Source organism: Reinekea sp. G2M2-21 (genome assembly GCF_015687175.1).
In the GTDB taxonomy this organism is placed as follows: Bacteria; Pseudomonadota; Gammaproteobacteria; order Pseudomonadales; family Natronospirillaceae; genus Reinekea.
Window position 1 is genome coordinate 249,928 of record NZ_JADPQG010000002.1, and the last position, 15,168, is coordinate 265,095.

Here is a 15,168-nt window from a genome sequence, read left to right on the forward strand (position 1 = left end):
ACTTAACATCGAGGATTGAAAATGGATGTAAACCAACTGGCGACTAGCCTGGAAATACTTTCCAAACAGTATGCGCAGCGCTATCAGATTGACCGTACGGGACAATGGCTGATGCTAAAACTCATGGAAGAAGTTGGAGAACTGACTCAGGTTTTCCTGAAACAGTCCGGGCAAACGCGGAATACCCGCACAGAAGGCGACGCCAAGTGCGCTTTCGAGAACGAATTAGCGGATGTACTGGGTATGACCTTATTGGTTGCCCGCAAATTTGATCTCGACATTGACGCAGGCCTGCAACGAAAATGGTTCAGTCACCAGACAGCGAACGAGGCCGCCATTGCCGGGCGAAGTCCAGGAAGTGCTTAACTAAGGCTGACGGGGTAGATTGCTTTAAGGACAGCAGAGAAAAACGGCGGGTCAGTTGCAGACTGGTCCGCAGTTCAACCAAGGACCCCGCGGCCAATTCATCTGCAACGGCCATCCGGGACAGGCATCCCACCCCCAATCCCGCGCGGGCCGACTGTTTGATTGCCTCCTGCCGAGTGAGGGATAACTTGATTTGCGGCGTTTCCTGACGCTGTGCAAAAGCGTGATCAAATACCGCACGGGTACCTGACCCCAGTTCCCTTACGATCCAGGGTTGCGCAGCCAGTTCACCGTCGGGTATGGCCCGTTTTGCAGCCCAGAAAAAATCAGCTCCGGCAAAGACAGTAAGCTCATCACGCAACCAGGCTTCCTGCTGGGTATACGCCGAATAGGCAGGCCCTTCTATAAAGCCGACACTGGCCTGGCCACTTTCGACCTGGTGCACCACTCTTTCGGTGTTGTCGATGTCCAGCTTTGGCACCACTTTCGGATAGCAGGCGACAAAGGCTGCGAGTAATTGTGGCATCAGATAAGAGGCAATGGTTTCACTGGCACAGACTTTCAGCTCGCCACCCACAAACTGATCGCTGGGAAATCGCAAGCTGTCGAGGTTTGACAAGACCTGCCGGACCTTAGGCAAGGCCAGCGCACCGGCTTCGGTCAGCGCCAGTACCCGTCCAGCTTTGCGGAACAGCGCGTAGCCGAGTTGCTTTTCCAGCTCCTTCAAGGATTGACTGGCCGCAGACTGACTGATGGCCTGCTCGTCTGCCGCCAAGGTCAGCGACTGTAAACGACAGATGGCATCAAACAACTTCAATTGCCGTAACGTAACATTCATTAGATTTACTTATGTTTTTTATTGAATATATCCATTATTTTTAAATAAGCAATCGACCTAAGCTGCAGCTTCTTTAACAGAGCGACCTGCCTATGTGGATTGCCTTACCTCTGATCAGCTTACTGGCGTACCTGACCGCCCAAACAGAGGCCGCTCAGCGGGCTGGTCTGGGTGCCCTGCCGATAGCGATTGTGCTGGGCATTGTGGTCGGCAATGTGTTCGCTGACCGCACACTGTCTGAACGCAGCATGCGAGTACTGGAATTCAGCAAGAAGAAACTCCTGCGCGGCGGCATCATTCTGTTTGGCAGTCATCTGACATGGGCTCAGTTAGCTGCAGTCGGTTGGCAGGCTGCAGTATTGGACGCCATCGTTATCTGTTGCGTGCTAACGATTGGCTATCTGGTGGGTGTTCGGTTGCTGGGCATGGGCCGGGAAGAAACCATCCTGACCTCGGTCGGCAGTGCGGTATGCGGTGCCGCCGCTATTCTGGCCACGGAACCGGTGTTAAAAGCGAAACAACAGGATGTCTCTGTTGCCGTTGCGACGGTTGTCGTGTTCGGCACCCTGGCGTTGTTTTGCTATCCGATCATCTTTAGCCTGACGGACATCAGCAGTGATGCCTTCGGTATCTATATTGGCAGTACCGTGCATGAAGTCGCTCAAGCCGTTGCGGCAGGCCAGGCCATTGACTCGGTGGCGATGAACAATGCAGTGATCGTGAAACTGATGCGCGTAATGATGCTGGCACCGGTTGTTGCTCTCATCGCCTGGCTTTACCAGCGCCAGCAATTGCACGCGACAGACCGTTATAACCGCACTGTGCCTTGGCCTTGGTTTGTACTTGGCTTCCTCATTATGGTGCTGGCCAACAGTCTGTTACCACTGCCGGCGCGGTTCGTCTCGGCGTTGCAAAGCACCGCACAAATATTGCTAACCATTGCTATGGCCGCCCTGGGACTGCAAACCAAAATCAGCGCCATTAAAACAGCTGGGGTCAAACCCCTGTTGCTGTCGTCCTGCCTGTTTGTGTTGCTGCTGGCAGGGGGGTTCGGCGCGCATCAGTGGCTATACTGAATGCAACCACTGGCCAACAAACTAGTGTTCTGAGTTAAAAGTTCGCATGAATTCATGCGTGCCATTCAAGTTTTGTAGCTAAGCGTGTCTTGCAGTCAATGGTTATTCCATAGACAAGAGACTGAACGACGCTAGAGAGCTTGAATGTCGCACCCGAAGGGGGCAAACGGAAAACACTATGACGGCGTTGCTCTTCTTGAAAAGATCTCGATATTCTCTACAAAGAGCGCCTTGTACTAGCCCTTCCCATGCGCTCTGAAACTATACAAACTTCCAACTCAGGACACTAGGTTTACCTGACTCCGGCCACACGCTACCCTTGCGGGAATTTCAATGAAGGAGTAGTTCGATGACCTCACCGGACGATAGTCAAACAGAATATGTTTCAGAAACCTTTGTCGGTCTTGATCTGGCCAATACCGAATTTGTGCATAAAGAATTTGACGGCTGCGTTTTCAAAGACTGCAACTTCAGCGACAGCGTGTTTGATCATTGCAAATTTATCGAATGTGAGTTCCGCAATTGTAATCTCAGCCTGATGAAACCGAAGTATTCCCGGTTTATGGACGTGTTGTTCAGCGAGAGTAAACTGGTCGGCGTCGATTGGACCACCGCTCAATGGTCAAACATGTCGTTGCCTGCACCCATCGGGTTTTACAAGTCGGTGCTGAACGATTCTTCATTTTATGGTCTGTATCTGGCTGAATTGCGATTAGAGGAATGTTCCGCCAGAGATGTGGACTTCCGGGAAGGCGATTTTCATGACGCTCAGTTTGCCGGTTCGGATTTTACCAACGCGTTGTTTAACAGCGCCAACCTGGGAGCCGCCAATTTCGAGTACGCAGAAAACTATTTCATCGATCTCAACCACAGTAACATCAAAGGCGCAAAGTTCAGTCGGGATGAAGCCGTCAATCTGTTGCTCAGTCTGGATATCGAACTGCTCGATTAAGCAAAAAAAGCCCACATCAATGTGGGCAAATTCGACAACAACAAACAGAGAAAAATCAGCGTTATTATTCTTGGTCGAAATCCTTACTACAGGTCTTTCGCGTACTCGGCATCCACTGCTTTTTCAGCTTTTCCAGCTTCAGCGACCAACAGATCATAATATTTCTGACCGGACTTCACGTTCTCAGTAAACCAGCTGTATACCGGCGATGCCGCTTTACGGAACTGTTCTTTTTCCGCGGGCGTGGGTACGTACAATTTACCGCCAGCTTTGGCAAAGTCCTGATAGGCTTGAATCGCTTTACGCTTTGGGGAGGCAAAGGTGGCTTGTTGTAACGCACTGAAGCCGTCCACTACCACGCGACGTAAATCATCTGGCATATCCATATACATCTCGTTATTCATGAACCACAGCGCGGACATGTAGGCGTGTCCATCCAAAGTGACATATTTCAAACCAGCTTCCGGGAACTTCATGCTCATGATATCGGTAATGCCGTTTTTGGAGCCTTCAACCACACCGGTCTGGAACGAGGTATACAGTTCTGGCCATGGGATTGGGGTTGGGCTCGCGCCCAGGGCTTTCACCAATTCCTGCGGCAAGTCCGCAACGACGGTACGGATTTTCAAGCCTTTAATATCATTCGGTGTCTTTATCGTGCGTTTGGTATTGGCAAAGTTACGCCAACCGCCGGTATTACCGATGGTCATTAACCGGATACTGTTGTTGGAATCTTTCAAAATGTCTTTGCGCATTTCGCGAACGAAATCTCCGGTTAAAACTTCTTCAGCAATGCGATCGTCTCGTAACAGGTAAGGTAAATCGAGCACCTGCACGTAAGGAAACATATTGGCCGTACCGCCACTGGTGGAAATGTATATATCCACCGAACCATCTTCCAGCGCCTGCAGACATTCCGTGCCGTTTGCACACAGTTGTGTACCGATAAACAGATCCACACTGATTTTGCCGTTCGAATGAGCTTCCACGAAGTCTTTGAATACAACAAGACCGTCGTAATCTTCATCGTTTTCATTCGAGTTCGCCACCGCGCGCAATTTAAAATCTGCCGCTTGAGCGATGCCTATCGACAGTGTCAGCGCAGCAGCGACAAGGCCTCCGGCAATTTTTTTAGCCATATGCTTGGTATCTGGAGTCATAAGGGTAACCTCATTATTATTGTTGGTTAGTTCCGGCTCTCTCGTCCGGGTTGCAGGACACGCAAAGCTGATACTCTGACGCGGTCAAAGCATGCGCTGCGCCCTTTCTTCTCAAAACCACAGGCAGACTGCACAACCTGCGTTGGTTTTATCTGTCTACGCCAACCCAAGCAGCCGAGGTATCGTCATCGACACCGATGGGAAAAACGTAATTAAAAAGATCACAAAAATTTCCACCGCCAAAAAGGGCAAAATAGCTTTGGCGATGGATTCTACTTTTTCGCCTGACACGCTAGAGGCAACAAATAACACCAGCCCCATGGGCGGTGTAGCCAACCCCACGGTCAAATTCACGCTCATGATGATGGCGAAGTGCACCGGGTCGATGCCCAGCTGAATGAAAATGGGTGCCAGTATTGGCCCCAGAATAATGATCGCCGGACCGGCATCGAGAAACATGCCGACGACGAACAGCAAAATGTTAATGGCAAACAATAAGATCAAGGCATTGTCACTGATCGCCAAAACCCAACCGGCTAAATCCTCGGCCGCGTGTGACAAACTCACCACGGTTTTAAAAGCAATGGCAGAGCCAACGATCAGCAACACCACCGACGACGCCATCGCGGACTTGGTAAAAATCGCAGGCAGATCGGACAGCTTCACCGTCTTTAAAACCCAAACACTGAGAATCAGCGCGTAGGCGACGGCAATGGCCGACGCTTCGGTTGGTGTAAACACGCCGAAGATAATACCGCCAAGAATAATAACCGGCGTCAGTAGTGGCAGAATGGCTAACCTGGTGGCGCTGCCGCGTTCACGCCAGGTGGCCTTTTCAGTTGCCTTTGGAAAATTGTGTTTGCGGGCCATGACGGCAGTGACTGCCATTAATGCCAGTCCCACTAACAGACCTGGAACAATACCTGCCGCAAACAATGCCGCCACGGAGACTTCCATCGTGTAGGCGTAAATGATCATGATGCCGGAAGGCGGAATAATCGGGCCGATGACTGAGCTGGCTGCCGTAATAGCGGCAGCAAACTTACGAGAGTAGCCGTTCTTTTCCATTGCAGGAATCAGCATTGATCCCAGGGCGGAGGTATCAGCCACCGCAGAACCGGACAAGCCTGCGAATAACATACTCGACATAATGTTAACGTGCGCCAAGCCACCACGGACATGGCCAATAAACACTTGCGAAAAATTCACCAGCCGAACGGTAATTCCGCCCCGGTTCATGACCTCACCGGCCAGCATGAAAAACGGAATCGCCATCAGAGGAAATGAATCAATACCGTTGTAGATGTTGCGAAACAACAGCGGGATATCACGCGACATATCATTCAGCAGCAACATAAAGCCAGGCGCAAACAGCGTCGCAAAAAACACCGGCAGGCCGATTAAAATCAGAACCAAAAATAATGGTAAAAACAAAACTAGCATTGGCTATTCCCCGGACATGACAACGTCGGCTGGTTCGGTCTTCATACCCAGCAGATTTTTCAGGATGAGCTCGATATTGACGAGCAACATGGTGCCGAAACATACCGGCATTGCCAGATAGATCCACGCTCGTGCCAATTTGAAGGACGCAGCGCGGGTGCGGAAACCACGTTCAAAAAATTCCAGGCCCAAAAAGAAAAGTTTGTAGAGCACCAGTCCTGCTAAAACCAAGAGCAACAGTTGTAGCCAGCGGCTGATGGAAGCGGGCAGGGCATCGGGCAGCATCTCTATTGCGACAAAGGCTTGATTGCGGTATGCCCTGGAGGCGACTAACGCCATCATCCAGATCATCAGAGCACGGGCAACTTCCTCAGGCCAAGGCAAGGCGCTGTTCAGAACATAACGGCAAAACACCTGCAGCAGAATGGTTAACACCATCAGCGCAACACAAACCCAGGCAACCGAGGAGCCAACCCTCATTACTAAAGAGTTCAACCGTTCCAACAGTACAAGAAATTGCTTCAGGGCAACCATGCATTGCCCTCCCGTCGGGTGACGTACTTCATATAAGTTTCCATTTTTGTTTTTATTGTCAGGTAACACCTCTGCAACAAGCGGGTGCTCCTCGTACTCTCGTCCAGTCAGCCTTGAAAAGGTTTTCAACGCATTAACCTAGCTTACCAGCCATTAAGTATAAATAAACAGGCAACGTTTTCATTCACTATTCATTCATATTTGTCTTGCGAGAACACACTAGCAATGTATGATACTGATGTAAATCAATAATGAATGAATTATCTGAAATTATTTGATTTTGAAAATGTGATAGTCTGACAGCCTTTATCAGCCGCCCTACGGAGTCAGTGCGTGACAACGGACACCCCAGTTCTGAATGCAGACGATTTTGCCGCCCGCGCAGGCAAGCGCAGACCCAAGTACGTTCAGGTCAGCGAGCTGCTGATCCGGGAGATTAAGGCGGGCCATTGGCGTGAAGGTGAACGCTTGCCCGTTGAAGCCGACCTTGCGGTTGAGCTGAACGTAGCTGTAGGAACATTGCGAAAAGCACTGGCTTTACTTGAGGACGATGGCTTATTGGAGCGTCGACAGGGTTCCGGCACCTACGTAAAAAAACCACCCAAAGAAGCGGCCTACCAGCTGTTTCGGTTGGAGTTACTGGCCGGGGGCGGTACGCCACATGCAGACACGCTCAAGGTCAGCCGGGAAAAGAATACGGAGGTTGCCGCACATTTTGGTTTGCCAAATTCCACGTTGTTCTGGCGCATTGAGCGGAAACGTTTTCTGAACGCGACCGCCATTGCCGCAGAAGAAATGTGGATACGAGCATCACACGCCAAAACGTTGAGCGCCCAAGAACTGGATGAATCGTTGTACCGGCATTATCGCGAGCACTTTGGCTTTTGGATCAGCCATGTTGAAGACCGCATTCGTGTTGCAACGGCGACTTCATGGGCGGCCGGCATCCTTGGCGTAACCAACGGTACACCTCTGGGTTGGATTGAGCGGATAAGCTGGTCGGATCAAGACCGTGTGGAAGAGTATTCACGCACCTGGTTTGATCCCTCGGTCTGTCATTACGTGTCCCGGATGGCGTGACCCGAGACTAGACTGGCATCGTCACATTTTCTGTAAATAACAATAACGGAACAGGAAATTTTATGACATTACGCTACGGAATCATTGGCTGCGGGATGATGGGCCAGGAACATATTCGGAATATTCAACTGCTGCCGGATGCCGCCATCACCGCCATTGTTGAACCTGACGCGGGGATGCGAGCAGCCATTCAGACATTGGTGCCGAATGTCGATTTTGAACCCTCGATCGATGCTCTTTTGGCGCGGCACGATCTCGACGCGCTGTTAATCGCCAGTCCTAATTTCATGCACGCCGAACAGCTGTTGCAGATATTCCAACAAACCACCTTACCGATATTGGTAGAAAAGCCCCTGGTCACCGACGTCGCAGACATCCCCCGGATTCGTCAAGCCGCCGAGCAACACCCGTCGCCGGTTTGGGTCGCGATGGAATATCGCTACATGCCACCAGTGGCGGCATTGTTGAACGAAATCAATAAACAGACACACGGTCACACCAAACAATTCAGTATCCGCGAGCACCGCTTCCCGTTTCTGGAAAAGGTAAACGATTGGAATCGCTTCAACAAAAACACCGGTGGTACGTTGGTGGAAAAATGTTGTCACTTTTTTGATTTGATGCGACTTCAGGCGGGCAGTGAAGCGATTCGTGTTTTCGCGTCTGGCGGTCAAAACGTGAATCACCTCGATGAACGTTATAACGGGCAACAACCCGACATTCTGGACAATGCCTTTGTTATCGTTGATTTCGCCAATGGTCAACGGGCACTGTTGGAGCTGTGCATGTTTGCCGAAGGTTCGGAGTATCAAGAAGAGCTTTGCGCCGTCGGTGAAAAAGCCAAGCTGGAAGCCAAGGTTCCGGGGCCGGGCCGATTCTGGAACACCGACCTCGGACCCGCACCTGTACCAAAGTTGATTATCAGCCCACGCCGCCCAACCGGTCCGGTTGAAACTCCGATCCCTGTCGACCCGACCTTGCTGGCTGCCGGTGATCATAACGGTTCGACCTACTACCAGCACCTCGGGTTCTATAAGGCCGTCACGGAAGGTGCGCCGGTTGAGGTCAGCATCGACGACGGATTGAAAGCTGTCGTTCTGGGGTTAGCGGCTCAGGAGTCGATTAAAACCGGGCAAGCCATGACCATAACCAACAACGGATTTACGTTCAGTTAAACGACACTCCCATGGGCAAATGCCTTGCGCAATTGCCCATCTACCCTATAATTCAGCCACTTTTCACCCCACCCCCTCCCGTTCAGGATAATCATGAAAAAGACCTTCTCCCTGCTGCACCCGAAAATCAATGTTGATCGACGCGTGGAAGCCATTAAACACGAAATCAAAAAATATCAGACTCGCGAACGCAAGAAGCCGTTGCCAGCCGAGGCTGACTTCTGGGGTTTTGATTGCCGATTCGGCAACACAGAAGCCGATGCGGTTGACATTCATGTTGCCGAGATCAATAAAAAAATCGACGCCATTCATGCACAGGGTTTAACGTCGTTTTATCTTGAAGTGATGGCAGTGCCACAGCAACGCACAGCAAGACCGGTCGAAGACCCGTTGGATGACGACAGCAATGACATTGCCGAAGACGAAGACATTGAAAATAACTGAATCGAATTTTTATTGGTAAGTCTGCCTTAAATTCTGTCAAACGCTTCTTGTTTTCGTTCCCTATTCTGCCAAAAACCGAAGGCGTCTGGCTCTCGGTTTTGCAGGGGAATAACCCGGCTGGTACTGACTACAGCGTATTTGCATTGTACCTGTGGTATTTGCATAAATGCGTGACTTAGTTTCACCTAAGTTTTTTAGAAATCTGTTACGAAGACTTTGGTTCCGTTTTTAACCAAAAGATCTCTTGGAGGATGTTTCTTTCCAAGGGGAGATCCCCTTGCACCCCCTATTGTCGCCCGCTTTGGTGTTCTGCCTCCATTGTCACTTTCTTCGAACGATCGCTTGAGCGTGCATCCGTGCACGCGCGGCGCTTCTTCGGGCATCCATGCCCTTGAATCCGTTGCGAAGTGCCAATTGAGTCAGCCAAAGCAGATGCGACGGAATGGTTATTTACACCAATGTCAGCAATGGCTTTCGATTGGTTGGTCTATAATTGAGAGGTCAGAAATCGACTTTAGAAGCGTCTATCATGGTGGGACTCATGCGGCTGGTTCACAGCCTTTCAAACTACCACGCGAAGCTACTTCCATCTCACAGGTTGGTCAAGCAGGGATTCGTGAATAAGTGAGCCGGAAATGGCGATCCTTAACGGAGAAAACATCCCAATAGAACCAAGTTGCAAAATGAAGCAAATACCGACGATATAAACTGCATCAGCTTACGTATCATTCGGATCGCCCCTTGGAAAGAAAGAAACCCACCAAATGATCTTTGCTTTAACAATCGAACTACAGCCTCCCGAACCGGATGGGTTCTTCACAACAGAGAACACACATCACCAAGCTCTAAGTATGCTCTACACCAGTATTTGATAAACCGAATCGGCTTCCTGTTCGCTGCGTAGAAATGTTCGGAATATTTCGGCCATCGGAACATTAACGGGCTGCTTTTCCAACGCGTCCCAATTACCCAACATGAGGTTGTCTATCAACGTCAGCATTTCGCCGACTTTCCCCTGTCGATGGACAATGGCATTCATCACAACCGGGTCCAATGGTAATTTGCTGATTAATTCTGGCAACGGTCTATCGAAATGCGTGTCCAGCCGAGACAGAAATCCCACAAAGAAACAGTCGGTGGCACTTAGGCCGATATCCGACATCAAATCCGTGGCAAATATTTCCATGGCATAGGCGCAGACCAGCGTGAATCGAATGAGTTCCGGTGGTTTATTATCGAGATCGGTTAATGCAATCAGCGATACCCAGCGCTTGAGCTGATCCAAACCCATGATGACAACAGCCTCTTCCAGATTCTTAACCTTATTTACTCGCGCGTAGCGACTGCTGTTCACCAACTGTAAGAGTTTCACCGTCAGAACAGGGTCAGATTTCAGCTCGTGAGCAATGTCATCGAACTCTACTTCCGGCTTCATCAGTGCCGCCAACAGAGACAGGGTTGTTTGCTTAGGCGGTTTAACCAACTTATCGTGACGTTGTTCGGGTTTGCAGAAAAAATACCCTTGAAACATGTCGAAGCCCAAAGGTAACAACCATTCAAACATTTCCTGTGTTTCGACCTTTTCAGCCACCAACGTGACTTTGTGTCTTTTGAGAACCCGCACGGTATTTTTGATTTCGGTTTTAGGCAGGTTAAGTACGTCAATTTTTACGATGTCCGCTTCAGGCAATAACTGCGACGTATTCAGGCTTAGGTCGAAGTCGTCGAGTGCTATCTTATTTCCTTGGTGTTTCATGGCTCGAATAGAGGACGTCAACAACGGCGTGACGTTTACATCTTCCAATACTTCGATCACACAATTAGGGCGATCGATAGGCACGCCCTGAATAATCCAGGCCGCGGTGAAGTTAACAAAGATGGCCAGATCTTCATTGGCCAACACCGGGTCATCGCTGGTGAACGAATTCAGCAATACCTGGGCTGTCGCATTGTTGCCATCGGTAATCGACAAACTTTCCTGTGGCCGGAACAACAGCTCATAACCAATGACCTCCAATTCCCGGTTGAACAGAGGTTGCTTAGCATATAGAGGGGGTTCAGTGGGGGTTGGGCTGTCACTCATTGTTTACTCGTTTGCTTGCTCTTTACCGCAGTATAGATCAGCTTGCCGGCTTAACCGTCCCGAACGTTGTTAATATTCCTGGTAGAGATTTAACAGTTCCTAATCACCCATATGCGCTCAGTTTCTGGCTTGGCATTGCGGGCAATAACAGGTACTTCGGTTATTGGTGCGTAATTCCTTAATCAAAGTTCCACAGTGACGACACAGCTCACCCGCGCGACCATAAACATTCAACGACTGCGCAAAATAACCGGGTTTACCATCGCCCCCGACAAAGTCGCGCAAGGTCGTGCCGCCCTGATTAATCGCCAGGGCCAACACCTGTTTAATATTGCTCACTAACTTCTCTGTTTCCGCTCGGGTTATTTTGCCCGCGAGTTTATGCGGGTAGATACCACTTAAGAATAACGCTTCATTGGCGTAGATATTACCCACGCCGACTACGACGCTTGCGTCCATAATGAACGACTTTATTTTGGTTTTGCGCTTTCGGGTTTTGGCATAGAAATCAGCGACATTGAAAGCATCGGTCAGCGGCTCTGGTCCGAGATGCTCGATCAACTGATGAGCATTAATGTCCGTTTCGGTATACAGCCAGGCGCCAAAGCGGCGCGGATCGTTGTAGCGCAGACGGACACCGTTATCGAGCTCCACGTCGACGTGGTCATGCTTACCCGGAGTCGGATCATCCATCAGTACGCGCAAACTGCCAGACATACCCAAATGCACAATTAACGTGCCCCGCTCCAGTCGGATCAGCAGATACTTGGAGCGTCGCTCGACAGATAAAATGGTTTGATCGCGCGACCATTCATCAAGCTCATCCGGGATCGGCCAGCGTAAACGGGCATCCCGCACCACGATGCGGCTGATCCGACGATTTTTAATGTGCGGTTCTATACCGCGACGGGTGGTTTCAACCTCTGGAAGTTCCGGCATGCAAGACTCAAATTTTTTTGGTTGGAGAATTGTAGAGTGCTTCGGTAGAGAAGGAAACCGGCGCTCTCACGAGCAGCGAAGCGCGTTAGAACAGATCAATGTCGTTGCTCTGGTCGGCGCGCACTTCAGTAATCGCCTGTTCTGCCACCAACGCCTGATAATTGCGGACCGAATTACGACCATGTTTCTTCACATAATAAAGCGCTTTGTCAGCCTTTTCGGCTACCTGCATGGGGTAGTCTTTCTCGGTGATTTTTTCATAACCGATACTGACCGTGACCTTGTCCACCAGCGGAAAGGATTGCTCGGCAACATTGCGCCGGAAGCGGTCGAGAATTGCGAACACTTCCTGTTCTGCCGTGGGCGCCAGCACCACGACAAATTCTTCCCCACCGAAGCGAAACAACAAATCCTCATACCGAAACGATTTCCGCATAAGATTCGCCATGGCCAACAAGACCTCATCACCACAAACATGACCGTACTGATCGTTGACGGATTTGAAATGGTCGATATCTATCATGGCTAACCAAAGGTGCTGATCAAGACGATAGGATCGCGAATGCTCCCGACCAACAGCCGCCAACGACTGTTCTTTGGCGCGCTCATAGTGGGCACGTTGGCGGGTCACCAAACGTTCAAACTTCACGTCGAACGTTTGTCGGTTGAACAATCCCGTCAGCGTATCCTGCTCACTGGCGGTTAAGATTTCCAGGTAGTTTCGGTAAATCTCACTGAAGATGCTCAGTTCATTGGCATAGCCCGATAGGTCGTGCTCACAATGCAGATCAATACCGCCAACTGGTTTCTGGTCACTGTGCAATGGCACTATTATCTGCCAACCGGCGTCGCCGCGCTGGATGAACACCGGTTGCTCCGTGGTACTGAGATAGTGCACCAGTTGTGTGTCATCCGCAGTGCGGCAATGTACATCCAGTTCGTATTGCCCATCTTCATCTTGGTACAGGGTCAGTGCGTGCTCGCATTGTGCATCATTGATCCGGTACAACGTTGCCTTGCGACCATCAAAATGTTCAACCAAGGTTGTTACCAGCGTCATTTCGAGCGAATCGACATCTCGGGTGCCAGACAAGGTGTGCAGAATGTTCACGATTTGTTTAAACATAACTCTCGAACAATTATAGTGCGAAAAACAGGGGGCTATGCGTTTACCGCGCCGGTAAGGCGGGTTCACAGCAATAACAAAAGAATCAAAAAAGCAGTGTAGACCACTGTGAACATTGTCTGCTTTCTATTGACCGGTATTTTTGGCAAGCTTGCCGCCAAAGACTTTTACTCAAAACACAGGATTTCAGATGACACTTACCGCCTGGTTAACCATTGTCGGCATTTGCGCGCTCGGCGCTTTGTCTCCCGGCCCGTCACTGGCTGTCGTTCTTAAACATACGCTCGCCGGCGGGCGTCGCAAAGGGATGGCGGCAGCCATTACTCATGGCTTGGGCGTCGGGTTATACGCGCTGATCTGTATTTCAGGCTTGGCGGTGGTGATTGTCACCTCCGAAACCCTGTTTGCGATTTTGCAATGGTCTGGGGCCGCGTATCTGGCATGGATGGGCGTCAAAGGCCTAATGAGCCGTGCGAACCCGAACCAGAACTTGCCGGAAATTGAAGCACATACCGCCGCCCGCGATGGCTTTATGATCGTATTCCTGAATCCGAAAATCGCCGTGTTCTTTATCGCGCTGTTTTCACAGGTAGTGGGAACCGACACCACCGTTCTGGGCAAGCTCGTGTATGCGTCAACGGCGATGCTGATCGATGGTCTGTGGTATGTGATCGTCGCCTGGTTATTTTCCAATCCGCGTTGGCTGGCAACGCTGCAAGCACGAGCGGTGTGGTTAGATCGGATCTTCGGCGTGGTGCTGATTGGACTGGCCAGTAAACTGGCTTTAGACATGGCTTGAATGACAGCCCTGTTCACCAGGTGTGAACAGGGCGTCAGAACAACGGCTTACAGCTTAACGATCAGTTTGCCTTTGTTGCCACCGGTAAAAAACAGGTTTAAACCGGTCATCGCGGAAGCCAAACCTTCCAACGTATGGGCTCGGTATTTAATCTTGCCCTGCATCACGTAAGGCGTCAGCTTTTCCAACAGCTTGGGCGCATTGTGCAGGTGGTCCGGCATGGTGAAGCCCTGAATTAACAATCGTTTCTTGATGATGTTCATCCAGTTTGGACCCGGAGGTGGTGTCGCTGTGGTGTAGTCGGCAATCTGTCCACAAACCGCAATTCGGCCATGGGCATTCATGCGCTCAAAAACCAGCGACTGAATCGGACCACCAGTGTTTTCAAAATAGATATCTATGCCGTTTGGCGTCAATTCAGCGAGTTGCTCTGCCAAGTTATCGCTCTTGTAATCAATCGCTGCGTCGAAGCCCAGTTCATTGACGATCCAATCGCACTTCTCAGTGCCACCAGCGACACCGACCACGCGCAGGCCGTCCGCTTTCGCCAGCTGACCTACGATAGAGCCCACGGAACCCGCAGCGCCGCTGACTACCAGCGTTTCACCTTCTTTATGCTGGCCAATGGCATACAAACCCTGAGTGGCGGTTAAGCCCGGCAGTGCAAACACAGATAGCGCCATTTCAGGGTCAATCTGCGAATCCAGTTTATTAATCCCCTGACCTTTACTTAAGGCATATTCGGTCCAGCCAAACATTCCCATGACCTTATCGCCCACCGCAAAATCAGAGTGCTTAGAGGCAACAACCTCACCAATGCCAGAAGAGCGCATGGTGGTGCCCAGTTCCACAGGAGGGATATAGCTGTCGGTCGCGGGGCTCATCCAACCAAGCATCGCCGGGTCCAGGGACATATGAGTCTGTTTTACCAGAAACTCGCCATCGGCGACGTCTGGTATGGGTTGTTCAACGACCTTGAACAGATCGGGGCCGATTGGACCGCCATGAGGGCGGGCAATTAATTGAATCGCGGTATACGTGCTCATAACTCTCTCCAAATTAGGTCGAAAATTCGATAGCACCCATATTAACGATAAATTCAGTGCTATATACGGGTGAAAATGCGAATATTTATTGTCTTTAAAACAAAAAT

At 50.4% G+C, this 15,168-nt stretch carries 15 protein-coding genes; 7 read left to right on the forward strand and 8 right to left on the reverse strand.

Going from position 1 to position 15,168, the window contains the following annotated elements; all coding sequences use genetic code 11:
• Positions 1–21 precede the first annotated feature (21 nt).
• Positions 22–366 carry a MazG nucleotide pyrophosphohydrolase domain-containing protein gene (locus IYN85_RS09860; protein WP_196158728.1) on the forward strand — a complete coding sequence of 115 codons (345 nt, stop codon included), beginning with the start codon at positions 22–24 and terminating at the stop codon, positions 364–366.
• Here the strand turns inward: IYN85_RS09860 and IYN85_RS09865 are convergent.
• Positions 308–1,204, reverse strand: a complete 897-nt coding sequence (locus IYN85_RS09865; protein ID WP_196158729.1) for a LysR family transcriptional regulator — start codon at positions 1,202–1,204, stop codon at positions 308–310. The genes IYN85_RS09860 and IYN85_RS09865 overlap by 59 nt on opposite strands.
• 92 nt (positions 1,205–1,296) lie before the next feature.
• On the opposite strand from IYN85_RS09865, the gene IYN85_RS09870 reads away from it, so the two are divergent.
• Together IYN85_RS09870 and IYN85_RS09875 are read left to right on the forward strand one after the other, a co-directional pair.
• Positions 1,297–2,280 carry a YeiH family protein gene (locus IYN85_RS09870; RefSeq protein ID WP_196158730.1) on the forward strand — a complete coding sequence of 328 codons (984 nt, stop codon included), beginning with the start codon at positions 1,297–1,299 and terminating at the stop codon, positions 2,278–2,280.
• 349 nt (positions 2,281–2,629) lie between these two features.
• Complete coding sequence (locus IYN85_RS09875; RefSeq protein WP_196158731.1) at positions 2,630–3,232, forward strand: pentapeptide repeat-containing protein; 603 nt, start codon at positions 2,630–2,632, stop codon at positions 3,230–3,232.
• 86 nt (positions 3,233–3,318) lie between these two features.
• Here the strand turns inward: IYN85_RS09875 and dctP are convergent, their stop codons facing one another.
• The 3 genes from dctP to IYN85_RS09890 form a co-directional block, all read right to left on the reverse strand.
• Positions 3,319–4,392, reverse strand: coding sequence for a TRAP transporter substrate-binding protein DctP (dctP, locus tag IYN85_RS09880; RefSeq protein WP_230390663.1), 1,074 nt, complete (start codon positions 4,390–4,392; stop codon positions 3,319–3,321).
• Between the two features lie 156 nt (positions 4,393–4,548).
• On the reverse strand, positions 4,549–5,835 hold the full coding sequence (locus tag IYN85_RS09885; RefSeq protein ID WP_196158732.1) for a TRAP transporter large permease: 1,287 nt from the start codon (positions 5,833–5,835) through the stop codon (positions 4,549–4,551).
• Positions 5,836–5,838: 3 nt separating this feature from the next.
• A complete protein-coding gene (locus IYN85_RS09890) occupies positions 5,839–6,498 on the reverse strand; it encodes a TRAP transporter small permease (protein WP_230390664.1) in 660 nt (219 codons plus the stop codon).
• Between the two features lie 204 nt (positions 6,499–6,702).
• Between IYN85_RS09890 and IYN85_RS09895 the strand changes: the two genes are divergently transcribed.
• The 3 genes from IYN85_RS09895 to IYN85_RS09905 all read left to right on the forward strand — a co-directional run bounded on the left by IYN85_RS09895 (position 6,703) and on the right by IYN85_RS09905 (position 9,068).
• Entirely contained in the window at positions 6,703–7,449 is a 747-nt protein-coding gene (locus tag IYN85_RS09895; RefSeq protein WP_370592185.1) for a GntR family transcriptional regulator, read from the forward strand.
• Positions 7,450–7,511: 62 nt separating this feature from the next.
• Positions 7,512–8,624 carry a Gfo/Idh/MocA family protein gene (locus tag IYN85_RS09900; RefSeq protein WP_196158733.1) on the forward strand — a complete coding sequence of 371 codons (1,113 nt, stop codon included), beginning with the start codon at positions 7,512–7,514 and terminating at the stop codon, positions 8,622–8,624.
• Between the two features lie 93 nt (positions 8,625–8,717).
• On the forward strand, positions 8,718–9,068 hold the full coding sequence (locus tag IYN85_RS09905; protein WP_196158734.1) for a DUF6172 family protein: 351 nt from the start codon (positions 8,718–8,720) through the stop codon (positions 9,066–9,068).
• An 856-nt stretch (positions 9,069–9,924) separates the two neighbouring features.
• On the opposite strand, the gene IYN85_RS09910 is transcribed toward IYN85_RS09905, so the two are convergent.
• From IYN85_RS09910 to IYN85_RS09920, 3 genes are all read right to left on the reverse strand, one after another.
• Positions 9,925–11,151, reverse strand: a complete 1,227-nt coding sequence (locus tag IYN85_RS09910; protein ID WP_196158735.1) for an EAL and HDOD domain-containing protein — start codon at positions 11,149–11,151, stop codon at positions 9,925–9,927.
• A 117-nt stretch (positions 11,152–11,268) separates the two neighbouring features.
• Positions 11,269–12,090 (reverse strand): bifunctional DNA-formamidopyrimidine glycosylase/DNA-(apurinic or apyrimidinic site) lyase, encoded by an 822-nt coding sequence (mutM, locus tag IYN85_RS09915; protein ID WP_196158736.1) that lies wholly within the window; start codon positions 12,088–12,090, stop codon positions 11,269–11,271.
• A gap of 85 nt (positions 12,091–12,175) precedes the next feature.
• Positions 12,176–13,216, reverse strand: a complete 1,041-nt coding sequence (locus IYN85_RS09920; RefSeq protein ID WP_196158737.1) for a GGDEF domain-containing protein — start codon at positions 13,214–13,216, stop codon at positions 12,176–12,178.
• 190 nt (positions 13,217–13,406) lie between these two features.
• On the opposite strand from IYN85_RS09920, the gene IYN85_RS09925 reads away from it, so the two are divergent.
• Positions 13,407–14,015: a LysE family translocator gene (locus IYN85_RS09925; protein WP_196158738.1), complete on the forward strand. Its 609-nt coding sequence runs from the start codon at positions 13,407–13,409 to the stop codon at positions 14,013–14,015.
• 47 nt (positions 14,016–14,062) lie between these two features.
• Here the strand turns inward: IYN85_RS09925 and IYN85_RS09930 are convergent, their stop codons facing one another.
• Positions 14,063–15,061, reverse strand: a complete 999-nt coding sequence (locus IYN85_RS09930; protein WP_196158739.1) for an NADP-dependent oxidoreductase — start codon at positions 15,059–15,061, stop codon at positions 14,063–14,065.
• Positions 15,062–15,168: the final 107 nt, after the last annotated feature.